Genomic DNA, 24,457 nt, shown 5'->3' with positions numbered 1-24,457 from the left:
TACTGATAACAATAAGAATAGTTATCATTGCAGTTAAAGAGAGGACTGGTCCAATGGATGAAAAAGCTAAGGTGGCTTTGCTCTCTATAGGTTCAAATACTTTCCTGGCCCTGGGCAAGCTGGCCGCCGGACTTTATATGGGGTCCGTCAGCGTAATTTCAGAGGCCGCACACTCGAGCCTGGATTTAGTGGCTGCGGTAATTGCCTTTTTCGCCGTAAAAACCGCGGCCAAGCCGGCGGATGACAGGCATAATTACGGACACGGCAAATTTGAGAACCTTTCGAGCATTATTGAAGCCATCCTCATTCTGGTCGCGGGCGCTATGATTATCAATAGCGCTATCCCCAAATTAAAAGGGGGCGGGCAAATCGAAAGCCTTGGCCTGGGCGCCGGGGTGATGGGCGTCTCAGTGTTGGTAAACCTGTTGGTATCGCGTAAGCTATTAAAAACTGCCAGGAAAATGGAATCCCCCGCGCTGGCAGCTGATGGCTGGCACCTAATGACAGATGTTTATACATCTCTGGGGGTTTTTGCCGGGCTGGGAGCTATTTATCTGACCGGTCTAACAATACTGGATCCGATCATCGCTATTGCGGTAGCCCTTATGATCTTTAAAGCAGCTTTCAACTTGATCAGAGAATCAGTACGCAGTATCCTGGATGTTAACCTGCCCAAAACGGAGGAAAATCTAATTAAGGGAATCCTTCAAAGCTATGCGGAAGAATACGTTGAGTTCCACGACCTGCGCACGAGGAAGGCAGGTAGTGACCGATATGTTGATCTGCACCTGGTTGTACCCAAATATCAGGACATCAATGCCGTGCATAATCTCTGCGACCGCATTGAAGATGATCTTCGCGCGCAATTGCCGGGAGCGCAAATTCTTATTCACACCGAGCCCTGTGGCGGTCACTGTGAAGAGATAGGTTCTATTAAATAAATATTTGCCTGATTTTCCATAACCCTTTCAACTCCTCCTGCATAAGATTAGATCAGGTATGAATCGAAAAAAGAGGAGAGGTGTAACAAGGTGAAGCGTTTTCTTTACCCGATTTTATTTTTGATGTCCTGCATACCGGACTCGAATAAGCACCTGGAGTCATTCAACGCCGTAGCCCAAGCCGCTCAATACACGGTTAAAAATATCAAAGAAGGGTTGGATAATTTCCAGAGTACCATTATTCAGTTCAACCAGGGGCTCAACCAGCCGGTGGTGAAAATGGATGATGCCGGCAGTCAGCCGGAATCTGGCCCGAGCAACGATAGCGAAGCCGAAAAATAACCAATGATAGAAGGGGCAATTCATTCGCACCTTCAGCGAAACCATGTTTATTCAGTTGCATTAGAGCAATTCATGGCCCTTACCGGCAACGGGAAGGGCCTCGTCATTTCTAAAGCAAATAGAAGTACTATTGCCACTCTTTCACCGGCCGCAGCGACCTGTGGCCGGCTGGCAGGTTAACGAAGGAATTACCGTCATGGTAGAACAGACCGTTACTCAAACTTCACCGGAATGCGCTTTGGTGGGTCCGGTTTCTTTTTGGGGACGCTGAGGGATAAGAGACCCTTGCGGTAGGTCGCCGTGGCCCCCGAAGGTTCGACCGTGGCGGGGAGCCGGATAATTTTATGAAAGTTATCAACAGGGTTGCTGCCTCCCGGGGGGACTTTGGCCCCAAAAAGCTGGATAACCTCCTGGGAAATCAGCAGGTGCAAATCTTCATGAGAAACGATGCCGGGCAGAATGGCCTGGACGTTGACGTCCATGGCAGTTTCGTAAATCGAGACAGGTGAGACATTTCCCGCCTGACCCGGTTCAGTGAAGGCGTTCTGAGGAGGGTTGGTCTCCTGCTTCCAGAAAAGATGGTTCTCATCCTCCTGTGAGTTCTTCTGCAAATTCTCTTGCTGGTTCTTTTTATCTCTACCGGTGTGTGAAAAAGGAGACAGCTCGCCGGGGTTTATTTTTTTAATTGCCTCCAGCACTGTCTCTAGCCTATCTTTGTTCCAATAACTGCTCAAGCCCGTTTCCTTTGTCTTTTCATACAGGTCCAGGGCCAACTTCAGTAGGTCTTTTTGATCATAGCTCACAGTTGAACCTCCAAAATCAGAAGTATAGCAGGGTCGGTCCGGGGGGCATAAGGTCCTCCCAATTGCAGCAGTATTACTAAAGGATATGTCCCTATTGACCAATACGTGCTTCCAACCGCAAGAGTAAAAATATCCTGCAGCTTAAAGTGAATAAAAAAAGGCCATGGGCCTTAGCAAAGCATTATAATCATACCTGGGCCTGCGTGATCAGTCCTTGATACGTAATCTCAGGTCTTTAGATAGCCTCATGTCCATGGCGTAGATATGAAAAAACCACTCTCCAACCACAATTACCAGGGTCAGGATTGCCAGAGTCGATATAGGCAGGAAAAGCCCGGTAATGAATCTGGTTAAACCCCAAATCAAGGGAATTGCCAGGGCTACGTCGACCAGCACGGTGATGTTGCGGCCCAACAATAGTAGAAAGGGACGGTCCGCGGCCAGGGATGTCACCAGGGTCAGAGTCAGGGCAATCACTGTTCCCCAGATTACAGTAATACCGGTTACATAAGTCAGAATAGCGGTTACCGTTAAGGCAATGATTAGCTTTGCCAGAAAGGCCCGGGCATACAAGCTCAAATGCGTCACCTCCAGCTTCAAAAATAGTATTTGGAGCAAGTAAAATTTTATCCACATCAACAAAATATTCATCGACTCTGAGGAAACCCTTGACATTTTCTTTCTTATGGTATATCTATCGATTAGACGCGAAGGCGGCATATGTGAAAGATATTGGTAGTGGAAGATAAAACTGCTGTTGCTCTTGTGTTGCAGGCAGACACGGAGTATGCTGGTTACCGCGGATAGAAGCCATATTTCGCCTGTGTCCGACACCGTGTTGTATGATGAAAACCAGGGAGGAAAGCCAGAGTGGAAAATATGCTCAATACCGAAGAAGGTAAATCAAGTCTTTTAAAAAAATTTTGTATGCCTCCGGCATTTTTTAAAAGAAAAAAACTGCTATTAGGGATTTTAATAATTGTGGCGGTTGCGCTGGCGGGATATTTCTATCTGGGCAACTCAAAAAAAGCGTCGGGAGGCTATCTCACTGAAAGCGTCAAAAGGGGCTCAATAACCAACACCATCTCGGCCAGCGGTACGGTCGAACCGGTAAGCACTGTTTCCCTGGCTTTCAAAAACGCTGAAATCATCAAAGATATTTACGTCAAGGTAGGAGATCATGTAACACCCGGTCAGGTTTTAGCCGAACAGGACAGCCAAAACCTGGAGTTGCAGTTAAAACAGGCTGAGGCCAACTTGGAGCAAGCCAGCGCCAGTATGGAACTGCTGCAAAATGGCTCCACCCAGGAGGAATTGCGGCAGGCCGAGGCAAGCGTCAATATCGCCCAGGCGTCATATGACCAGGCCAAGTCCAACCTGGAGCGTTACCAGCAGCTGGCTGAGGCGGGAGCGGTTGCCCAGAGCGAGCTGGAAAACGCTCAAATAAGCTATGCTGATGCCGAGGGTAATTTAATCAAAGCACAGGAATCTTACAAGGCCCTGCAATCAGGCGCCCGGGCAGAGGATATCAAATCGGCTGCGGCTAAGGTGCAAAGCAGCCAGGCGTCGCTGCAAATAGCCAGTATCGATCTATCAGGCGCCCGGATGGTAAGCCCTATTAATGGTATCGTTAGTGAGATCAACGGCGCCGTGGGGCAGCGGGCTACGGCCAACAACAACAGCACCAGCGGGTCCAGCGGGTTTATGGTTGTTATCTCGGAAGCTTTACAGATCAATGCGCAGGTTAACGAGGCCGACATCGGCAAGACGGAAGTAGGCCAAAAGGTGGAATTTACCGTTAACTCTTTTCCGGAGCAAAACTTTACAGGCCGGGTCAGCAGTATATCTCCCCAGGCATACACCCTGTCCAACGTCCAAATTTACGATGTAATCATCGAAATTGACGCTAACCAGCAGGGGTTAAAAGCAGGTATGCCTGCCAATGTAAACATTATCGTCGACAGGAGCGAAGACACTCTCACCGTTTCTAAGGGAGCCGTAACCTATGCCTTAAGTTACCTTAACAAACTGGGCCAGAGCGGGACGGCAAGCCCTGCGGCTACTGAAAGCGGGGCCGACAGCCAGGGCCGGAATAGCCAAAGAGGGAGCGGGAAGGGTACAGGCGGCAACAGCAATAATAACCCAGGTGACACTGCAAGCCGGCTGGAAAGCAGCCAGACCCGGCAAGCCGCGGTCCTGGTGCTGGGCAAGTCGGGAACACCTGAGCCACGCAAGGTAACTCTGGGATTGTCGGACTTGAGAAATTATGAAGTTATAAATGGCCTGAACGAAGGGGAAACAGTTGTGATTGGCTCTCTCAGCCAGACTGCCGCTGCGCCTGCCCAGGGCGGCCAGGGCGGCGGCCCGATGCCGATGGGGGGCGGAGTAAGGGTACGAACTAATTAGCGAACGGGGGCGCAGCATGCCTGACAGAACAACGATAGAACTTAAAGAGATCAGAAAAACATACACCATGGGAGAAGCGCGCATTTACGCCTTAAGGGGTATAAACTTAACCATAAAGCAGGGAGAAATGGTTGCCGTCATGGGCGCCTCCGGTTCAGGCAAAAGTACATTTTTAAATATTGTCGGCTGTTTGGACAAACCCACCAAAGGTACCTATTACCTCGACGGAGAGAATGTGTCCGAATTGGACAAGAACCAGCTGGCCACGATCCGCAACAAAAGGCTTGGCTTTGTCTTTCAGGGTTTTAACCTTTTGGGCAGGGCGACAGTAGAAGCCAATGTAGAGTTGCCGATGATCTATGCCGGGGTGGAAAAGAAAGAGATGGCCGTCAGGGCTAAAGACGCCCTGCAATGGGTCGGGCTCTCAAAATATCTGCATCATTACCCCAACCAGATGTCAGGCGGCCAGCAGCAAAGAGTCGCCATCGCCCGCGCTCTGGTCAACAACCCTTCCCTGATCCTGGCCGATGAACCCACCGGCGCGCTGGATTCAAGGACCAGCATCGAGATCGTGGCGGTGATTCAAAGACTTAACCAGGAAAAAGGGATAACGGTGGTGATGGTTACCCATGAAAAAGATATTGCGCAATATTGCAAACGATTAGTGACTATCAAGGACGGCCACATTATTGAGGATACTCCGGTATTAAACCAAAGGAACGCCGACGAAGACCTGGCGGCCCTGCCGGTAGAAGCGGAGGCCGGGCTATGAATATCACCAACAACTTCGAGGTGGCCTTTAACGGGATCAGGGCCAATAAACTGAGATCCTCCTTGACCATGCTCGGCATCATTATCGGTGTGGCGGCGGTAATAATCATGATTTCCATGGGGCAGGGCGTAACCAAAAGAGTACAGGACCAGATTTCTTCCATGGGCTCCAACCTGCTGATGGTATATCCCGGGGCCGGACAGGGAGCGGTCAGGGGCGCCGGGGGCAACGTCAATACCCTGACCCTGGAAGACGCCCAAGCTATAGCCGAACTGAACATGGTGGCCTATGTGGCGCCCGAGCTTAGTTCAAGCGCCACCCTCGCTTACTCCAACCAGACCTGGACCGCCGCCTTCAACGGGACCACCCCCGAGTTTCAGTTAATCAAAGACTGGTCCACCAGCGCGGGGTCGTTTTTTACCGAAGACGACGTAACAGGCGCCACCCCGGTGGCAGTCCTGGGCCAAACGGTGGTAGATAACCTTTACCCGCCCGGTGTAGATCCGGTAGGAACAACTATCAGGCTCAACAAACTGACCTTTACCGTGGTAGGCGTTCTGGCCGCCAAAGGCTCCTCCATGGTCGGGCAGGACCAGGACAATAACGTCTACATACCCATAACCACGGCACAAAGGAGATTATTGGGTGTAAATAACGTCCGTCTTATCGATGTGCAGGTTGAAAATGCAGAAAGTATGAGTTTTGTCCAGAGCAGCATCGAAAGCCTTTTAAGAGAAAGGCACCGCCTGAGCGGGACCAGTTCAGATGATTTCAACGTGCGTAACCTGGCCTCAGTGCTGGAAACAGTTGAAAGCACCACCGCCATCTTGACCCTCTTTCTGGCCGGCGTGGCCTCCATATCGCTGCTGGTGGGCGGTATCGGGATTATGAATATCATGCTGGTTTCGGTAACAGAAAGGACCAGGGAGATCGGTTTGCGTATGGCGGTGGGGGCAAAGGAAAGCGATATCCGCAACCAGTTTCTGGTGGAGGCAATGGTGCTCTGCCTGTCCGGGGGAGTGGTGGGGATTCTCCTGGGCATAGGCGTTTCTAAACTCATTGGCATGGCAGCCGGCATGACGATGTCGATCAAGCTGTACTCCGTATTAATCTCCGCAGGGTTTGCCGCAGCCATCGGCATATTTTTCGGCTATTATCCGGCCAAAAAAGCTGCGGGGTTGGACCCCATTGAAGCGCTCCGGTACGAGAGATAAACTGAATAATGATACATTTTGCGAAGCTCGCCGGCTCCAATAGCTGGCGGGCTTTCCTGGTATAGTCAGCTAGTTTTTATTACTTTTTCAAAGCTGTATTTTCCCTTTATTTTCCTTGGAGCGGCCGACCCTTTTGGGGCAAAATACAAGATTAAAGGAGGATTGAACATGTCTGAAAAAAATTATTTTCACCGGCCGGCAGGGTCGCCCCAACCCCGTGAACGTGAATCCCAAAAGGCACAGCTGAAAAGCCTATCGCATGGCGAAAGCAAAGATGTTAAGCGCAAAATAGCTTATCAAACAGGCGAGGAAGACTGGGAAGAAAAAGCCCGGTCAGCTCACGAAAAAGAAGGGCATGGAGAACTCCAGAGCCGTTTCCAGGATGTTTTGGATAGCGACAAAGACCTCAAGGGCTATGGTTTAAACGTCAGGGGCGGTGGTGGAGAGGTTGAAATAAGCGGGATAGTCGATACTTTAAGCGAAAGTAAAAGGGCGGAAGAACTTGCCGCCAGTTTCCCCGGCGTGCAAAAGGTTGTGAACGACCTTACCATCAGCACCGACGGGAATATTACTGATGCCGACGTTACCAAGGAAGTCCGGGAAGAGCTTAATGCCGATCCGCGAGTAGATTTATCTCATATCGGCGCGGAAGCCCACGGAGGCGCCGTAATATTAATGGGCAGCACGGAAAACCCGGATGAAATCGAGGCTGCCAAACAAACAGCCGCCAAGGCGAGGGGTGTGCGCAAAGTTGTCAGCCAGGTCAAGCTAAAAGACGACTTTGACATGAGCCTGGAGGGAATTTTCCACAGCCAGGTTCGAAATGACGAAGAAGATTAGATCATAGAAGGCTTTTCAATCTGCCAGGAAACGGTTGGGAATACTATGTAATCTCCAAAACATGGGTGTGAAAAAACCTATCGTGAAAGCCGGCTGACTTTAGCCGGCTTTTGTAATCATTGCAGGAAATAGAGGTCATTTGGCAGGATAAGTTTCTAATGTGCAGAATATCTTATTACCATTTATTGCATTTGGGGGAATAGAGAAAACCATCTTCCCGAAAATGATGAATCCTTGTAAAGTCGTCACTTACTTGATTGGGGATGACGGAAGCACAACACTTTTTACATGCCCGGTTGTTCATATACCAGCCCTGTTACATACAGTCTTCTAAACACCATCCGATCAACTGCCAGTGATATTTTAATACCATCCGGTTTGCTTACAGCGCCTTTAAACATATAGACCTTAATCCCGTTCGCATCCACTAAATCGTAACTTTCAGGTAAAGGCGGTTTGCCTGCTGACACGGCAGGTTCCTTGAATTGGCCTCCACACCCGCCATACAACATCATATCCACGGTGATGGAGTCGCCTTTTTGGAGGATATAATCCCTGGCGTCATCGGTAAATTCTACCTTTAGCATTTTGTCATCCATCCTTCCTCCATACATTTTTTCCATTTTACCATGTTTACAATTATTAAAACAACTGATGAAGATGATAATATTGATGATGACTAGAATACATGTGACAAAGTACATTGAAAGTCACTCCACCGCTTTTTTCCTTCAATACCTTCAATGCTTTCTGCCATCGTGCTTGGTTACGTAAGGCATCAAGAAATTCATGACCCTGCCATGTCAACCGTTTTGGTTTCCAGTCGATGTTATGCGACATATCAGTAAGCCATTTCCGAAGGACGGAGCGATCCTGACGATTTGGATACGTTGAAACAGGATAAAAAGCATACTAAGTAAAATAATGTCGATTTCTAAAAAAATATATGTTTGCAGGCAGGAAATCCCATCTTGAAATAGAAGAATTTATATTTTCAAAGGAACAGTTACTTCCCATTCTGAATAGTAATAGCCATAAGATGTCAATAATATATTGTAATATTAATTTTCAAAGGATGGTTTTTTTGTCTTCTGTAAAAGATTTTTTAACTAAAGAAAGTGCATCGCTCCGGGAACTTAGCGGCAGTTTTGCCCCTAAATATCAGCATGAGGCGATGAAATCATCTTTAGAATCCTCACTATTGCCAGAGGGTTCTTTCAATCTTTTGCTGCTGGGCGAAGGGGCAACAACTAATGAATTGTTGCACAACTTGGCCCTGGTCGCCTATGACCGTTTTGTGGCAGGGTATCTTGAGCAGGTAGGGGCTTATGCTGCTTTGACTGTTCAGGAACTATCGGGGGGTAAAGTGCCGGTATTTTCGGGGCAGGATCTTGGCCCGGAGCAGTTGGAGAAAATGCTTGCCCTGTTTACTAGTGCTCGCTCTGATGATCCCGTCCTGGAGTGGTTTGTAAATGAGGGAGCTACTATTTTAAGTGGTGTGAGAACGCGTCTTTCAGTAGAAGATGTTGATGGTCTCTCCGCGCTAATTCGCCAGTTGGAATATTACTCTGTATTTTTTATTTCTCCTACTGATGAAGTGGAAAGTTACAGTTATCTTGTAGATATACTAGAGCGTATTATCCCCGACTTGACGGAGTTAGAATTATTATCAGAGATTAAGAAAAACGAAGTTGTCTTGGGAAAGGAATTATTTAATGTTGACCAATGGGTCAATGATTCTTTTCATTTAATTGACTGGAAAGAAAGTTTCCTGAAAATAGCTACTGAAGCATTGCAAGATGTAGTCCAAAATTATTTGAAAGATGTAAAAGAAGTAAAAGATGTGGAAGAAAAGAATGAGCTAATTGAGCAAAAATCACCGGATTTGTTGATGTTTGACTTAAAAGCAGATTTAGAAGATAAACAATGGCCAACAGGAGCAATTGGTAAAATAGATATTGAGAAAACAGATAAGAGGGGGCCTTATGGACAAGCCGGTGATACCCCATCCTGTGCAGCTGCATGAGGTTATTATAGAAAAGATAAACTGCCGGCGAATCGGGGACTTTTCTAACAACGCCAGTTATCGGATGAATTTTGCCGTAAGCTCAAAAACATTAAATAATAAAGAAGCTTATGGCTATCTTAGCGTTAAAGTCTTTTTTGATAACCAACCAAAGGTATTTTCACTGGAAATCACCGGACGTGGAAAGTTTGTTGATGAGAAATCACCCAACCGCAGTAAGCTGAAGCGTTTTGTCGAGATACAAAGTTTACCCCTATTGCTGCCTTGGGCGCGGGAGGCGGTATCTCCTCTAACACGACGGATGGGCTTTCCTCCTCTCCTTATACCTCTCATTGATGTTTCTGCGATGTTGCGAACAAAAGAGGTAAAGAACGATGGATAGATGCAAGGAGGGAGAAAGATGCTCTTATCATTTGTGCACGCGGATCACTATATGGATGACGTAAACAGCCAGCAAGCACTTCATGATCTTGCTGACTTTCTTTTTAGAGAGCAGGAGTATCTAACTGATGCGGCGGACGTAGTTTTAAGTAATGATACTGTAATGAAATTTCAATACTGGAAGATTGGTTACCTGAGAAAAGTTGTCAGCAAGAAAAAAGAAGAATTGCGTAAAAAATTTACTGATTTGCTTGCTACAATCTTTGAACTTGCCTGGACTCCTCCAAAAGGAGAAACCGAGATAGGTTACCTGCGCAGGCTTCGCGGGGGTATACTGGAAGTACTGGTATCGCGTTTTTTAATGGTGCGCTATCCCTGCATGGGTTGCAACTGCCATGTTTTAGTGGATGCTGAGCCGTTAAAAGGTTCTAATGGCGCACCAAAGACAGTGGACGTAGCGGGAGTGGACAAGCTTGATAATCCGCAACAAGGTGAGTTGTACGAATGCAAGGTAGGTAGTTTTCATATCAAAAAATATCATCTTGAATTCATTGGCAACACGCGCTTATATCTTGATCAAAATGGTTTAACAGCTGTTTTGGCTGCGGTGGTTTCCTTTGAAAACGAGGTTTTATTGAAGGCGTCCTTTAGAAGACTAGGTTACTCTACCCAAAAGATGATTTCTCGCAAACAATTAAAAAGTTTGGTGAGCTATGAAAAAGTAAAATCAGTGTTAACAGCGGTTTGAACAGGGAAAAATATGGATATTTAGAATAAAAACATTTAAATGTTAAAGTATCACTTGTAATTGATTAAACCATATTAGCTAACTGCAACGAGTGCAGGTAAAGGATTTAGATTATGAACAATTTACACCAACTACTTGCTCAGCATACCAAAGAATGGCGTGAAGCAGGTTATCCCTGCGAGGATTACCCCGTTATCTCCGAAATTCTTGAATATCAAATAGAGCCCGAAACAAAAATATTAAAATTCTTGCGTAAACCACAATTGTGGGCGCTTGAAATATACTGGTATTTGCGTTTGGTGGAGAAAACGCCCCATATCTTTGATCTTTACAACAGCTACTTCCCTAAGTTAAGGGAAAAACGCCAGGTACTAGGCTTAACGGCTGAAGCGATCAGGGATTTTATTGAAGACGAGGGGATAGATGCTCTCTGGGAGCGGATTAAAACAGATGACTCCTTTGTGCGGGACTTTAAACTGGAATCCCTAAGGGAAACCTTGACTCTGGATTATCCCAGTTATATTTTTGCCCTGGCGATGGGTGCGGGTAAAACCATTATGATGGCGGCCATCATTGCTACTGAATTCGGTATGGCTTTGGAATACCCCGACGGACCGTTTGTCCAAAACGCCCTGGTTTTTGCGCCGGGTAAGACCATAATCGAATCCTTACGGGAGATATCCCAGGTCCCCTATCAGAAAATATTGCCGGCACGTCTTTATAAACCGTTTGCCGCCAGCGCAAAGTTGACCTTTACCCGTGATGGAGAGAAAGATTTACCTGTGATCCGGGGTTCCTCCTTCAACGTGGTGGTGACCAATACCGAAAAAATCCGTATCCAGAAGGAAACCATTCGCAAGAACGACCTGGGGCGTATACATTTCTCCTTTGGAGATGAGGATAAAGCCTTCGAGGAAGTCGCTAATTTGCGGCTCCAGGCCATCGCCAGCTTGCCCCGGTTGGCGGTTTTCTCCGACGAAGCCCATCATACTTATGGTCAAAGCCTCCTCGGCAAGTGGGAGAATGACCGTGTCACAGGGGAGAGGGTTTTCAAGGAGGCTGGCATTAAAAAGGTCAGAAAGACAGTGGACTATCTTGCGGCTAACACGGACCTGGTCTGTGTGGTTAATACGACAGGTACGCCTTATTTTGAACGCCAACCATTGAAGGATGTGGTCATTTGGTATGGCCTGTCTGAGGGTATTGCCGACGGCATTCTGAAAGAGTTAGCAGGTAACATTCTGGATTACGGTTTTGATGCCAACAATACTGGTCAATTCATTACCGAGGTCATAACCGATTTCTTTAGCGATTACGCAGATGTACGACTCCCTAACGGTGCGCCTGCCAGACTGGCAATTTATTTTCCCCAGACCGATGATCTGGATGAAATGCGTCCCTATGTGGAGGCAGCTCTGGTTGCCTGTGGCCAGTCCCCCGCGGTCATCATAAAGAACACATCCGAATCCACAAAAGAAGAGATTGATGCCTTTAACCGTTTAAATGACCCGTATTCACCACACCGCGTTGTTTTACTGGTTAACAAAGGCACCGAAGGCTGGAACTGTCCCAGTCTTTTTGCCTGTGCGCTTGCCCGTAAGCTTAAGACATCAAACAACTTTGTCCTGCAAGCTGCCACTCGCTGCCTGCGGCAAGTGCCAGGAAATAATGTTAAAGCCCGTGTCTATTTGTCAAGGGACAACCGCTCTATTTTGGACCGCCAGCTCCAGGAAACATACGGAGAGACCATAGCAGATTTAAACCAGGCCGGACGGGAAACCCGCTCTAGTACTATAAGGTTACGTAAAATAAAAATGCCGCCCCTGGTTGTTACGCGTATTTTGCGTACCGTTACACGTAAGCATGTTTCGGAAATAATGCCCCTTTCGTTGAGCAAACCAAAGTCGTCCGGCTCTGATGTAATAACCAAGGCCGTTTTGACATTATCTGAGCAGCAGGCGACTTTTAGCGTTCTGCAGCAACTGAGTGACACGGTGGTGATTGAGGCTGCTCCCAATACATTGGACCTTTATACCGCCGCAGTGAAACTTGCTATGGATTACCGGCTCGACTTATGGGTGGTTTATGAGCAGTTGGTTGAGCTTTATGGTTCCGGTAACGAAATTCCCTTAAGACACCTGGCTGAACTGGCCCGGCAGATTGAGGAGCAGACTCGTCACTACCAGGTTGTTGAAGAAAAGGTAGATGTAGCGTTAGCTCTAGTAAAACCGGAGGGTTTTGTCCGGGAAATAGGTGTCGACGGCTCTGAGGTATATACCGCCGAAATCACCTATCCGAAGGACCGGGAGCATTTGCTCACCCACATCAAAGATATCAAAGATAACGCCGGAGCTTTTGGATTCCACTACACGCCTTATAACTTTGATTCCAACCCGGAAAAATCTTTCTTTGAGCAAATGCTAGCACACCTGAACCTGCATCCAGAAGAAGTTGAAGACATTTATTTTACCGGCGCGTTGACAGATCCGGATAAGACCGACTTTTTTGTGGAGTACAAGGATGATAAAGGTAAATGGCGGCGCTATACCCCCGATTTTATCATCCGTAAAAAAGACAGTGACGGGAAGCCCGGTAGATGTTTGATTGTTGAGATTAAAGCCGAGCGGGAGCGCAACCATCCGCTGGACGGTGAAAACGGACGCAAGGCTTTAGCGTTACGCAAATGGGAAGAGCTCAATCCAGACCGTCTCCAGTACGAGATGATCTTTACAGCTACTGATACCGTCTCTATGGACCAAATAAAGACAGCCCGCCAATTTATTAAGAGGGGATAAACAATGAGCGCAACACTTTTTAAAAAGGTAGATTATTCACTGGCAAAACTCATTCACGACATTGAGCAGGGGGAGATTGGGCTCCCGGACATCCAGCGGCCATTTGTATGGGAGGCCGCCAAGGTCCGCGATCTTTTTGACTCTATGTATAAAGGATTTCCAGTCGGTTACCTCTTGTTTTGGTCAAATGAGCACCTGAGCAATACCCGTCAAATCGGTACTGCTACAAAACAAGCCAAAGTCCCCCGTCTCTTGATTGTAGATGGTCAGCAACGCTTGACTTCGCTCTATGCTGTGCTGAAGGGACAACCAATCCTTACGAAGGACTATAAAGAAAGTCATATCCATATAGCATTTCGTCCACGTGACGCGCGGTTTGTGGTTACTGACGCGGCGATCCAGCGCGATCCCGAGTACATAGCCGATATCAGTAAACTCTGGGCCGGGGAAGTTTCCCGCAACCGCTTTGTAAAGGATTATATTGCTCGATTAAGGGAAGCTCATACGTTGACGGATGAAGAAGAAGATCAACTTTCCGAAAGCATAGACCGTCTTTATGATCTGCAAAATTATCCTTTCACTGCGATGGAGATCTCTTCCACGGTTAATGAAGAACAGGTTTCAGAAATTTTTGTCCGGATCAATAGTAAAGGTGTCACGCTCAAACAGGCTGATTTCATCCTTACGCTTCTTTCTGTTTTTTGGGACGAGGGAAGGGCTCAATTGGAGAAGTTTTGCCGTGACTGCAGGCGTCCTCCCGCGGTTGGTGAGGGGCCGTCACCCTTTAACTACTTCATCCAGCCCGACCCCGACCAGATCCTCCGTACTTGCGTTGGTCTGGGATTTAAACGGGCACGCCTGCAGTTTGTCTATTCTATTCTGCGCGGCAAGGACCTCGAAACTGGTGAGTTTTCTGAAGAAAGACGGGACGCACAGTTTGATGTTTTGAAAAAAGCCCAGGCGCAGGCCCTTGACTTGACCAACTGGCATGAGTTTTTGAAAGTGCTCATCCGGGCCGGCTACCGGAGTAAGAGCATGATTTCCTCTGATACGGGTCTGTTATACGCGTATGTTATGTTTCTAATCGGCAGGCATGAATTTAAAGTGGACCCTTATCTTTTAAGGGATGTCATGGCCCGCTGGTTCTTTATGACGGCTTTAACCGGGAGGTATAGCTACTCCCCGGAGACATCGATGGAGGCGGACCTGGCCCGCTTGCGTCCTATTCATGAAGCGAAAGATTTTATAAAGAGCTTGGATCAAGTCATCAAGGACACTCTTTCTGAAGATTTTTGGAATATTGCCCTCGTCAATAACCTGGAATCCTCGGCAGGCCGGACTCCGGTACTATTTGCTTATTATGCGGCACTAAACCTGCTCGATGCGAAGGTGCTTTTTTCAAAAATGAAAGTTTCAGAATTACTGGACCCAGCTCTAAAAACGAAAAAATCGGCCACGGAACGACACCACCTATTCCCGAAAGGTTACCTGCATAAGCTAGGTATTACCGAGGTTCGGGACACAAACCAGATTGCCAATTACGCCCTGGTAGAATGGGACGACAACATCGGGATCTCGGACAAGTCCCCATCTGAATACTTTCCTCTCTACGCCCAGCGCTTTACGCCGGAAGAGCTGGCGCAGATGATGGAGTGGCATGCACTACCGGAAGGTTGGGATAGGATGGGATATACGGAGTTTCTTACGGAACGGCGCAAGCTCATCTCCCGTGTGATCCGGAAGGGTTTTGAAAAGCTTTTTGGTCAGGGGGTTGGCGCATGAGTGAGAAAAAGGAAGTGAAAATTGCGGCCGCCAAAGGTCGCCCAATGCTCACGTGGGTAGGGAAAAGGCCTCTGCGGCACGTTAACGCTTTTCCAGCCCAGCATGTTGCAACATTTGACCCCTCTGGCGAATTTGTCCAAAAGAAGGTAGATGCCTCATGGGAGGGTTGGCCTGAGTATTATCCCAAAGGTGGTCTGCTTTTCCACGGTGATAACAAGGAGGTGCTGGCGCACCTCCTTGCAAACGGCTATCGGGGCAAGGTGAACCTGATTTACATCGATCCGCCGTTTGATTCCGGAGCGGACTACGTACGCAAGGTGCAACTGCGGGGTGTAACCGGAACGGCCAAAATAGACGGGGAAACCTACACACTGGGGGAACAGATTCAGTATACGGATATCTGGGCGAATGATAATTATTTGCAGTTTATGTATGAGCGGTTGCTGTTGCTGAAAGAAATACTGTCAGAGGAAGGTTTTCTTGTCTTGCATTTAAATGCTGCAAGAGTCCATTATGTTAAAATAATTCTGGATGAGATTTTTGGTGGAGTAAATTTTAGAAATGAAATTATAGTTAAGCGTATTCGTAAAAGTTATTCTGAACCATCTGGAATTTCTTCTCTAAACGAAGGTTGCGATTATCTTCTTCTTTATAGTAAGGGAACCGAATCACGGCTATCCCCACCATTAAAGTATGCCCCAAAAGAAGAAAGATGGCATGGTTTTGATGCGCCAAATGTTCGTCCAAATCTGACTTATGAACTATTTGGCAAATGGCCTCCAGCAGGTCGATGTTGGATGAAAAATAAAAAAGACGCCGAGGCTATGATTTCCCGGGGAGATTTACGTTCAAATCCTGAAACAGGTGTTCCTGAATATCGTTTAGAGGCAACGGATTATATCTCGCGCGATTCTCTTTGGGATGATGTTACAGCTTCCGCTTTTAAAACAGGTTATCCAACTGAAAAAAAAGAAGATATGATTGAACTTTTGATGGGGATGTGTACCAAACCAGGCAACCTTGTCCTCGACTGTTTTATCGGCTCCGGAACAACTGCCACTGTGGCACAAAAGCTGGGACGTCGCTGGATTGGCTGCGATATCAACAAGGGGGCCATTCAGACAACAGCTAAACGCCTGCAGTCCATCATCAATGAGCAGGTACAGGTGGCGCACAAGCCACAGCAAACGGAGTTTAGCGAGATGGCCGACGAGGAGAAAAAACCGGAACCGGCGCAACTGGCGTTTACCACCTGGCGTGTCAATGACTACGACCTTACTATTCAACATAACGAAGCGGTAAATCTAGCGTGCGAGTATATAGGCGTACAGCGCACACGCTCTGATGGTTTCTTTGACGGTATCCTGGGCAAAAAGTTGGTCAAAATAATCCCCTTCAGCCACCCGCTCACCCCGTTGGATCTGGAGGAAATCAAAAAAGAGCTGGAAGCCCGGCCAGAGGAAGACCGTTCCATTGTGGTGATTTGCCTGGGGAAGGAGCTGGTTGCCGATGTCTGGCTGGAGGATTGGAATCGTCTCCGTAAAGGCAAGGACGCCGTAAACCGGGTTGATGTTATTGAACTGCGCACCGATCCCAAATATGGCAATTTTATTGTGCATCAACCTGCTACGGCGAAGGTTAATATCCAACGCGCCGGTGACAAAATTAAGGTAGAGATCAAGGACTTTATCAGTCCAACTATTGTTGAGCGGCTGGAAATGGATACCCCCTTGTTTAAAGCTAAAATTACAGACTGGCGGAGTATGGTTGACTACGTGATGATCGATACCGCTTATAATGGCCAGGTTTTCAATGTGGACCTGGTTGACGTGCCGGAAAAAAAGAGCGACCTGGTTAGCGGAGTTTATGAACTTCCTGCGCCCAGGGAGGAAACCACTATAGCCGTAAATATTGTAGACATGTTAGGGGAAGAAGTCTTGATAACTAAACGTTTGTAGCAATACACTTCTATTTATCGCAATGTGAGGGAAAGATATAAGATGGAAAAGATTAAATGTAATATTTAGTGAAAACGTTCCTTGTGTTCTGACTAACACTTGATAGCTCATATGTTTAAACCATATCTGACCGCCTTTAGCGAAATAGAACTGCTTGAAAAGCATGGGCCTGAATTAAGGGAACCTTACGTCAAGCCCATAAAAGGCAAAGGTCTTTTTGAGCTGAGAATCAAATTCGCTTCGGATATCAGCAGGATATTCTATTTCACATACCGCCAGAAGACTTTTGTGCTGCTCCATGGTTTCACCAAAAAAAACTCAAAAAACTCTGCAAATAGAGATTGAACGGGCACGGCGTTATAGAGAAGATTATGAAAGAAGGTGTGACAATGAGTAAAGCAGGAGCAAAGTTTTCCGAAGTGAAAGAGCTTTTGATGAAGGATGAAGAATTCAAGGCGGAGTACGAAAAGTTAAAACCGCGCTATGATGTGATTTCGCAAATCATTGAAGCGCGAACCAGCCAAAATATTACCCAGGAAGAATTGGCGCTTCGGGTTGGGACCCAGAAATCCAATATCAGCCGCCTGGAAAGTGGAACGTACAATCCATCCCTGGACTTTCTGTCTAAGGTTGCCCGCTCCCTTGGGAAAGAGGTACAGGTTACGTTGAAATAACTATTGTGAGAAGTTATAAAGAAGTGCGTGATAGCACAGATGGCAATAATTCCTGTATAATTTAAAAAATCAGGTTGCTTTATGAGATTAAATTGTACAATATTATATTGTGTATTTAAAAGAAGAGGCTTATCATAAACTACGAAATAGAACTGGAGATTAAACTGGAAGAGAAATTGAATATCAGAGTATTAATACTCTTTCATGATTTAATTTTTACATTTCGATATGCTTTTGGTATTATATTATTTTTATGTAATTAAAAGGTTTTAGTTAAATATTAATCGAAATAACCAAGAATTGCATTTTAGTGCGACCGCCCCAATCAGGGTGGTCGTTGTGGTTTTAGCGGATTCCAACAAGAAATGACAGGATTCGCATATCGGCGACCGGGGTAACATTGAAATTGCCGGCGGCCCAACCGTAAAACGTAGTTATAACGGATAGTGGGTTGATCTTAAATAGTGGCTAATCAATTTTAGGTTAAAAAGGAGAAGGATAAAATGTTTCAGTGTCTGAAGAGGGTGGTTTACCAGGTTTCAGATCTTGAAAAAGCCAATGCAGCCCGTCCTGACAGGTCCAATTTCCAGGCGCTTTCGCTCTTGATGAAAAGAGTTGCAAAAGGTTGTCTGACTGAGTTGGTAGCTGAGATATATGCGACCGAAGGTGAATTGCTAACGGCCGGATCCAAAAAACTAGAGCCCATAATCAACGGCTATAAAGAGCTTTTGCATAAAGCGGGCCGGGAAAGAGAGTTGATTTTTACACTCGTTGCATTCGTTATATACTGGAGGAGGATTCTTATATGGATAAGAAGAGAGCCAGCTTCACTGCAATGTTAATGGCTTACTATCGCGCGTACCATGCCATGCATGAAACCCCAAAGATCTTTGATGATTTTCTGGCCTGTCATTTGTTTACGGAGGATGAACACTCGTTTTTCGAAAACGCCTGTTCGCAGGCTCCCAGGCTGGATGATCCCGAACGCGCAGCATCGCTTCCTGACCGGGCGGCTGCGATAGCGTGGGCGTTGCAAACCATAACACCGGGCCCATCCATGACTCTCAGCCGTTCACGGTACACGGAAGAAATTCTCGACAAGGCTGTTGGGCAGGGAGTGCGGCAGTACGTGATCCTTGGGGCGGGTTTTGATACCTTTGCGTTTCGCCGACCGGAGATGTTGGAGAAGCTTCAGGTGTTCGAGGTCGACCATCCCGTCACGCAGGCCTTTAAACGCCAACGCATCGCTGAGGCGGGCTGGAAACTGCCGGCACAGCTTCACTTTGTTCCGGTGGATTTTGAGCAGGAGAGCCTGGCAGAGGTACTAACACGCTCATCGTATAACCCGCAGGCACTTAGCTTCTTTAGCTGGCTGGGTGTCACCTATTACCTAACCCGCGATGCTATATTTACCACACTGCATGATATCGCCAATATTGTCCCCGCGGGGAGCGCAATCATTTTCGATTACCTTGATACAGACGCGTTTGTTCCCGAAAAAGCGGCTAAACGCGTGAAAAATACGATAAGGGACGCGCAGCAGAACGCGGGTGAGCCGATGATAACGGGGTTTGACCCGTCTTCGCTCGCCGCCGACCTTGCAAGTCTGGGCTTTTATCTCCAAGAGAATTTAAGCCCAACCGACATCGAAGAACGCTATTTCAAGGGACGCACGGACGACTACCACGCGTGCGAGCATTTACACTTTGCCAAGGTAGTAGTCGAATAGCATATACTAGTTAATCAAACAAACAAATAAAAGGAAAGAAGAGCTCAACGCCGACCTGGCATGCATGGGTTTGCGTCTTAAAGAGGACCTGGATCCGTCCGACATTCAGGAACGCTACTTTCAGGGACGCTCGGACGGCTACCACGCGAACAAGCATACGCATTTTATCCGGGCATTGGTCGAGTAGCGCTTGAACAAATACAGAAGAGTTATCCTTTGTAAAGAAATTGAGGTGGGGCGTTAAGTTATGAAAATCACCGCCTTTAACGGAAGCCCCAGGGGCGCGTCCAGCAATACCAACATTATGGTTGAGGCATTTTTAAAGGGCGCCGAAGCGGCGGGAGCAGAAGTCGAAAATATCTTTTTAGCCAACAAAGAAATCAACCATTGTAAAGCATGCTATTATTGTTATTCTTCAGGAGGAAAATGCAGCATTGAGGACGATATGGGAGATTTGATGTTAAAATTCGTTGCATCCGATATAGTCGTCTTGGCAACACCGCTTTATGTCCAAAATGTATCGGGAATGTTGAAAGTATTTATGGATCGAAGCATATGTATCGGCCATCCCGGTTATGAAGAACCCTTTATAAACTGAAAGGCAGGGTGATTTTGAGATTCGCCCTGCCTTCCATACTACCCGTACAGTTACTTTTTGATGGGAAAATAAATTTCGGTTACATATTCACCGGACGAAATGTTGTCATTATAGCCTTTGATGTACAACTCAAAGGGTGGCCCGGAAACGGTATATCCCTCCTTTTCAATCCATTCTATCAGGGCCGTATAGCACGAAGTAAAATCATCATACGGCCCGATATGGGTTGCAAAGCAGCAAAGCCCCGGAGCAAGTGTCCGCACATGCTCACCGCTGCCGCCCGATAGCTCCACTCCGACTTCAATATCTGTGCAGCCGCGATTGAATTCCTCATCATGGTAGATGGACAGGAACGGCCCGGCAGGTTTTAGCCGGCTCTTTTCCAACCCGGCGCATAAGGTGCCGAAGGCTTCAGCAAGATCTCGAATACTCATTTTCCGTCTGAGGGAATAGATGGTTTTGGGTTGCATCTCTACGGTTTTAACCAAATAATTCGCTTGCATAATATTCTCACGCCTTTCTATTTTCTCAATGTCCTGCTCTATTTGCAGCAGGATGTGCTGCTGGTCGTTAATCTGTCGCAAGAACTCCTCTTTTTTAGCTTGCAGGAGTTTAGCCAAATGGCCGTTATCCCTTCTGGCAAGAACAGCGGAAATCTCAGGCAAAGAAAACCGATATCGCTTCAGCCTCGAAATCAGCAGCATGTCCCGAAGCTGAGAAACCTCGTAATAGCGGTAGCCGGAGTCCTTGCTGACAAATCCGGGCTTGAGCAGCCCAATCTGATCGTAATAGCGGAGCGTCTTGGCAGATACTCTGCTGATTCTGGAGAATTGTCCGATTGTGAGCATATAAATCACCACCCGATGGCATTTGAACATGTTCTGATTGGAGTATACGGCTTCCAGTTAGGGCAAAGTCAAGCGGTCTTTCTTTTTTTATAAAATTATTTATAAAATTATATAGATGCAACGAAAAGGATCGAAACAGGAATACCGTGAATGATCTTTTTTTGCCTCCTATGAAACCAGAAGCGGCTGATATAAGCGTGACAGAAGGAATAGCTCGTATTATAATGGCTACATATAGTTATACTGCAAATGGTTGAAACCGGAGACATGGGGCATGCAGATAAAAATAAGCCAAAAGCATAATTGGATATGCCTGTTCTTATGCGGCCTGTTGTTAATAGGCTATATCAGCATGGCAAGCCCCCACAATATTTTCTCTGTAGATGCGTATGCACTCGACCGTTCTTCCATCAGTGGCGGACCACCACACTCGTCCATGGACGGCGGTATAAATCTCTGGTATATCGATTATTCAGCCATTACCAACACCCGGGCCGGCTTTTTCTTATCCTCCGTTAAACCGTTTCTATGGCTGCATACTAAAAACATTTTTTATCTATTAACCTCACTCATCACCGCTCAAATCATCTCTTTCCTCTATTCTTCCCGGCTGGCGGGCAGACTCGGTGCACAGTTCCGTTCTATCGGAATAACCATCTTCCTCCATAAAAAAGACGGAATGAAATGACCGGAAGCTTTGTGGCGGGACCATGCAACGTCCCGTAAGGGCGAAGTGCGCTTAAAATGCGCCTATTCGTGACATTTCATCCGTCCAGGCCGCGTCATGGTCAGAGGACCGGTGCGTGCATGACGGGCATAATTGGAGGAACAATTATGAATTCTAAACGCGTGTTTTTTATCACCGTTTTATTAACGGCTGCTTTGTTCTGCCTTTCTATATTTGGCCTCAAGATCGGAAATTTTTGGATTAAAGGCGCAGACCAGATGCGCTACGGCATAGATATCCGCGGCGGCGTGGAGGCCACCTATGAGCCCAAGGACCTGGGGCGGGCGCCAACGGAAAACGAGCTGGAAGCGATACGGACGATCATCGAAACGCGTATGGACGCCAAAAATATTACGGACCGGGATGTTACTGTAGACAAGGGCAATGGTAAAGTGATCGTCCGCTTTCCCTGGAAATCCGATGAAACCAATTTCGACCCCCAGAAGGCCGTATCCGAGCTGGGGGAGACCGCCAAATTAACCTTCAGGGATCCGGACGGCAATGTTATCATGGAAGGTACCGACGTGACCAAAAGCTCGGCCCAATTAAGCCAGTCTGATTCCCAACCCGCTGTCGCACTTACTTTGTCCGCCCGGGGTGCGGACAAGTTTGCCCAGGCTACCGGCCGGCTGATCGGGCAAAATATCGATATTTATATGGATGAAGCCTTAATTTCTACGGCCATTGTGCAAACCCAGATTACGGGCGGCAACGCGGAAATCACTCACCTGGAAAGCCTGCAAGCGGCGACATTACTTGCCAATCGCATCAATTCTGGATCTTTGCCCTATTCCCTGATAGTGAAAAACTGCAACATTATCAGTCCAACCCTGGGCAGCAACGCTCTGGCGGTCATGGTTATGGCGGGCAAGGTTGCCTTTGCGCTGGTTTGCCTGTTTATGCTTATTTATTATCGTCTGCCCGGCCTGGTGGCCTGCATCGCTTTGACCTTACAGGTTACCGGCCAGCTGCTGGCACTGTCCGTTCCCCAGTTTACCCTGACTCTGCCCGGTATTGCCGGTTTGATCTTATCCATTGGTATGGGCGTAGATGCCAATATCATAATATCCGAGCGCATCAAAGAAGAACTGAATGGGGGCAAAACTGTGCTGAGAGCCATTGAAACCGGCTTTAAACGAGCTTTTTCAGCAGTTTTTGACGGCAATGTTACCGTGGTCATCGTAGCCATCATCTTGATCATTTTCGGCTCCGGTTCCATGCTCTCATTCGGGTATACGCTTTTGTGCGGAGTTATTATGAATTTTGTGGCCGGTGTCACGGCGTCGCGCCTCATGATACGCTCGCTCAGCAATTTTAAGGCCTTACGCCAACCGCAATACTTTGGAGCTAAGGGGGCGGTGCAATGATTCGGTTCTATAAACACAGATATATCTATTTTGCCATTTCGCTTTGCCTTATTTTGTTGGGCGTTGGGGCCGCCTTCATAAACGGCATTCAGCTTGATATTCAGTTTAAGGGCGGCACCATACTCAAATACACCTATTCCTCCGACATCAACGCCGAGCAGGCCGAAAAAATCGTTGAACAGGCGGTGGGAAGGACGGTCAACTGTCAACTGCAGTCTAACATGGCCCAGGATCATAAAATACTTATGGTCAGTCTGGCCAGTAACGAAGCGCTTTCCTCCCGGGAACAGGAAGCAGTCACTTCCGCCCTCACCCGGGCCTATCCCGATGCAAGTCTCGCCTTATCCGAGTCGCTAACGGTGGAGCCCTTCATCGGCAAGCATTTTTTTACCAATGGCATGATTGCCATTGCGCTATCCTTTCTGCTGATTCTCGTGTATGTGGGATGGCGGTTTAAAAACATCGGCGGGCTTTCTGCCGGTTCCATGGCCATTATCGCCTTGTTCCACGATGTGTTTATCGTCACCGCGGTCTTTATCATCTTCAAAATCCCCTTAAACGACTCGTTTATTGCCGCCATCCTGACCATCATTGGTTTTTCAATCAATGATACCATTGTTATCTATGACCGCATCCGGGAAAATGAGCGTCTTTTGGGAAGAAAGACCCCGGCAGAGGAGCTGGTTGACATCAGTATCAATCAATCCATGAGCCGCTCCATCAATACCAATATTGCCGTCTTTATGAGCATTGCCGTTATCTATGTCTTTGCGCAGGTTTATGATATCGGATCGATCAGAGCATTTGCGCTGCCCATGATGTTTGGCACGATTTCCGGCTGTTACTCCACCATCTGTATTGCCGGGCCGCTATGGACCATGTGGCAGCATCATAAAAAAACAAAAATAAGGGTGAAATCTGCTGAAGCATAAATATAGCATCCTCAAGGTTTAAAAAAGAATGACATGCTCCCCCTAAAGCAGATGGATAAACAAGCACCGACCGGGGCAAGGGACACAGGGAGGTCCCTTGTCCTCTTATTTATAGGCCTCCTGAAGTGCCCGCTTATACGATACCGGCAGTTTAGGCTGGTAAACCGGGGCTTGTTAGGACTGCTCCCTGCAAGCCTTCGCCTTTAGGCGTGGGTGGTTGACAAGATAGAATAAGAGGATTTAAACAAGAAAACATGGTAAAATATAATAAAAATATTATCGGGTGTTAAGTACTGGTTCACCTGAGGAATCCCAAAGGAGATGGGACAATTGAGGGCATTGCTGGTGTATCCAAAGTATCCGGACAGCTTCTGGAGCTTCAAATACGCTCTATCGTTCGTCAACAAAAAGGCGGCGTTCCCCCCTCTAGGGCTGTTGACAGTGGCCGCCATGCTGCCCGCAGCATGGGATAAGCGGCTGATCGACATGAACGTTAAAAAAGTTACTGACGACGACCTGCGATGGGCCGACTGTGTGTTCATCAGCGCCATGGTCATTCAAAAAGTCTCGGCCA

25 protein-coding genes and 1 pseudogene are annotated in these 24,457 nt (G+C 47.2%); 22 read left to right on the top strand and 4 right to left on the bottom strand.

Translation table 11 applies throughout. The annotated features are described in order from the left end of the window. Positions 1-53 precede the first annotated feature (53 nt). From Psfp_RS16080 to Psfp_RS21800, 3 genes are all read left to right on the top strand, one after another. On the top strand, positions 54-941 hold the full coding sequence (locus Psfp_RS16080; protein ID WP_134219557.1) for a cation diffusion facilitator family transporter: 888 nt from the start codon (positions 54-56) through the stop codon (positions 939-941). A 90-nt stretch (positions 942-1,031) separates the two neighbouring features. Next, positions 1,032-1,283: a hypothetical protein gene (locus tag Psfp_RS16075; protein WP_134219556.1), complete on the top strand. Its 252-nt coding sequence runs from the start codon at positions 1,032-1,034 to the stop codon at positions 1,281-1,283. A gap of 3 nt (positions 1,284-1,286) precedes the next feature. Continuing rightward, a complete protein-coding gene (locus Psfp_RS21800) occupies positions 1,287-1,463 on the top strand; it encodes a hypothetical protein (protein WP_192895473.1) in 177 nt (58 codons plus the stop codon). A 32-nt stretch (positions 1,464-1,495) separates the two neighbouring features. Here the strand turns inward: Psfp_RS21800 and Psfp_RS16070 are convergent, their stop codons facing one another. Both Psfp_RS16070 and Psfp_RS21795 read right to left on the bottom strand, forming a co-directional pair. Continuing rightward, positions 1,496-2,086, bottom strand: a complete 591-nt coding sequence (locus tag Psfp_RS16070) for an Hsp20 family protein (protein ID WP_134219555.1) — start codon at positions 2,084-2,086, stop codon at positions 1,496-1,498. Positions 2,087-2,293: 207 nt separating this feature from the next. Continuing rightward, positions 2,294-2,665 (bottom strand): DUF2512 family protein, encoded by a 372-nt coding sequence (locus Psfp_RS21795; RefSeq protein ID WP_192895472.1) that lies wholly within the window; start codon positions 2,663-2,665, stop codon positions 2,294-2,296. A gap of 300 nt (positions 2,666-2,965) precedes the next feature. On the opposite strand from Psfp_RS21795, the gene Psfp_RS16060 reads away from it, so the two are divergent. The 4 genes from Psfp_RS16060 to Psfp_RS16045 all read left to right on the top strand — a co-directional run bounded on the left by Psfp_RS16060 (position 2,966) and on the right by Psfp_RS16045 (position 7,318). Next, a complete protein-coding gene (locus tag Psfp_RS16060; RefSeq protein WP_243120726.1) occupies positions 2,966-4,492 on the top strand; it encodes an efflux RND transporter periplasmic adaptor subunit in 1,527 nt (508 codons plus the stop codon). 16 nt (positions 4,493-4,508) lie between these two features. Beyond that, positions 4,509-5,264 (top strand): ABC transporter ATP-binding protein, encoded by a 756-nt coding sequence (locus Psfp_RS16055; protein ID WP_134219553.1) that lies wholly within the window; start codon positions 4,509-4,511, stop codon positions 5,262-5,264. Further along, the gene (locus Psfp_RS16050) at positions 5,261-6,478 is read left to right on the top strand and encodes an ABC transporter permease (RefSeq protein ID WP_134219552.1); all 1,218 of its coding nucleotides are present in this window, start codon (positions 5,261-5,263) and stop codon (positions 6,476-6,478) included. Before Psfp_RS16055 ends, Psfp_RS16050 begins: the two co-directional genes overlap by 4 nt. A gap of 168 nt (positions 6,479-6,646) precedes the next feature. Continuing rightward, positions 6,647-7,318 carry a BON domain-containing protein gene (locus Psfp_RS16045; RefSeq protein WP_243120725.1) on the top strand — a complete coding sequence of 224 codons (672 nt, stop codon included), beginning with the start codon at positions 6,647-6,649 and terminating at the stop codon, positions 7,316-7,318. A gap of 284 nt (positions 7,319-7,602) precedes the next feature. Here the strand turns inward: Psfp_RS16045 and Psfp_RS16040 are convergent, their stop codons facing one another. Further along, positions 7,603-7,905, bottom strand: coding sequence for a CC/Se motif family (seleno)protein (locus Psfp_RS16040; RefSeq protein WP_190259141.1), 303 nt, complete (start codon positions 7,903-7,905; stop codon positions 7,603-7,605). 497 nt (positions 7,906-8,402) lie between these two features. On the opposite strand from Psfp_RS16040, the gene Psfp_RS16030 reads away from it, so the two are divergent. The 11 genes from Psfp_RS16030 (at position 8,403) to Psfp_RS15980 (ending at position 20,009) form a co-directional block, all read left to right on the top strand. Then, positions 8,403-9,344 (top strand): hypothetical protein, encoded by a 942-nt coding sequence (locus Psfp_RS16030; RefSeq protein WP_134219549.1) that lies wholly within the window; start codon positions 8,403-8,405, stop codon positions 9,342-9,344. Then, positions 9,304-9,726, top strand: coding sequence for a protein-export chaperone SecB (locus Psfp_RS16025; protein ID WP_134219548.1), 423 nt, complete (start codon positions 9,304-9,306; stop codon positions 9,724-9,726). Before Psfp_RS16030 ends, Psfp_RS16025 begins: the two co-directional genes overlap by 41 nt. Before the next feature lie 18 nt (positions 9,727-9,744). Continuing rightward, on the top strand, positions 9,745-10,473 hold the full coding sequence (locus Psfp_RS16020; RefSeq protein ID WP_134219547.1) for a hypothetical protein: 729 nt from the start codon (positions 9,745-9,747) through the stop codon (positions 10,471-10,473). 113 nt (positions 10,474-10,586) lie between these two features. Continuing rightward, a complete protein-coding gene (locus Psfp_RS16015; protein WP_134219546.1) occupies positions 10,587-13,268 on the top strand; it encodes a TnsA endonuclease N-terminal domain-containing protein in 2,682 nt (893 codons plus the stop codon). A gap of 3 nt (positions 13,269-13,271) precedes the next feature. Then, positions 13,272-15,050, top strand: a complete 1,779-nt coding sequence (locus Psfp_RS16010; RefSeq protein WP_134219545.1) for a DUF262 domain-containing protein — start codon at positions 13,272-13,274, stop codon at positions 15,048-15,050. Next, the gene (locus Psfp_RS16005) at positions 15,047-17,008 is read left to right on the top strand and encodes a site-specific DNA-methyltransferase (protein WP_134219544.1); all 1,962 of its coding nucleotides are present in this window, start codon (positions 15,047-15,049) and stop codon (positions 17,006-17,008) included. The genes Psfp_RS16010 and Psfp_RS16005 overlap by 4 nt, the downstream gene beginning before the upstream one ends. A gap of 111 nt (positions 17,009-17,119) precedes the next feature. After that, positions 17,120-17,353, top strand: a complete 234-nt coding sequence (locus tag Psfp_RS16000; protein ID WP_243120724.1) for a type II toxin-antitoxin system RelE/ParE family toxin — start codon at positions 17,120-17,122, stop codon at positions 17,351-17,353. Between the two features lie 44 nt (positions 17,354-17,397). Then, a complete protein-coding gene (locus Psfp_RS15995; RefSeq protein WP_027364629.1) occupies positions 17,398-17,682 on the top strand; it encodes a helix-turn-helix transcriptional regulator in 285 nt (94 codons plus the stop codon). A gap of 503 nt (positions 17,683-18,185) precedes the next feature. Then, a complete protein-coding gene (locus Psfp_RS15990; RefSeq protein ID WP_134219543.1) occupies positions 18,186-18,524 on the top strand; it encodes a hypothetical protein in 339 nt (112 codons plus the stop codon). Beyond that, complete coding sequence (locus tag Psfp_RS15985; RefSeq protein ID WP_134219542.1) at positions 18,488-19,411, top strand: class I SAM-dependent methyltransferase; 924 nt, start codon at positions 18,488-18,490, stop codon at positions 19,409-19,411. Before Psfp_RS15990 ends, Psfp_RS15985 begins: the two co-directional genes overlap by 37 nt. A 247-nt stretch (positions 19,412-19,658) precedes the next feature. Continuing rightward, a complete protein-coding gene (locus tag Psfp_RS15980) occupies positions 19,659-20,009 on the top strand; it encodes a flavodoxin family protein (protein ID WP_134219541.1) in 351 nt (116 codons plus the stop codon). 50 nt (positions 20,010-20,059) lie between these two features. Here the strand turns inward: Psfp_RS15980 and Psfp_RS15975 are convergent, their stop codons facing one another. Next, entirely contained in the window at positions 20,060-20,857 is a 798-nt protein-coding gene (locus Psfp_RS15975) for a MerR family transcriptional regulator (RefSeq protein WP_192895471.1), read from the bottom strand. Between the two features lie 274 nt (positions 20,858-21,131). On the opposite strand from Psfp_RS15975, the gene Psfp_RS15970 reads away from it, so the two are divergent. The 4 genes and pseudogenes from Psfp_RS15970 to Psfp_RS15955 form a co-directional block, all read left to right on the top strand. After that, positions 21,132-21,545 (top strand): hypothetical protein, encoded by a 414-nt coding sequence (locus Psfp_RS15970; RefSeq protein WP_134219539.1) that lies wholly within the window; start codon positions 21,132-21,134, stop codon positions 21,543-21,545. A 146-nt stretch (positions 21,546-21,691) separates the two neighbouring features. Beyond that, entirely contained in the window at positions 21,692-22,951 is a 1,260-nt protein-coding gene (gene secD / locus Psfp_RS15965; protein WP_134219538.1) for a protein translocase subunit SecD, read from the top strand. Then, positions 22,948-23,883, top strand: coding sequence for a protein translocase subunit SecF (secF, locus tag Psfp_RS15960; RefSeq protein ID WP_134219537.1), 936 nt, complete (start codon positions 22,948-22,950; stop codon positions 23,881-23,883). Before secD ends, secF begins: the two co-directional genes overlap by 4 nt. A 330-nt stretch (positions 23,884-24,213) precedes the next feature. Then, positions 24,214-24,457 (top strand): annotated as a pseudogene (locus Psfp_RS15955) (cobalamin B12-binding domain-containing protein); the annotation flags it as partial.

Source organism: Pelotomaculum sp. FP (assembly GCF_004369245.1).
Classification (GTDB): domain Bacteria; phylum Bacillota; class Desulfotomaculia; order Desulfotomaculales; family Pelotomaculaceae; genus Pelotomaculum_C; species Pelotomaculum_C schinkii.
Note: the sequence above shows the minus strand (reverse complement) of the source record. Positions and strands in the feature narration are given on the sequence as shown.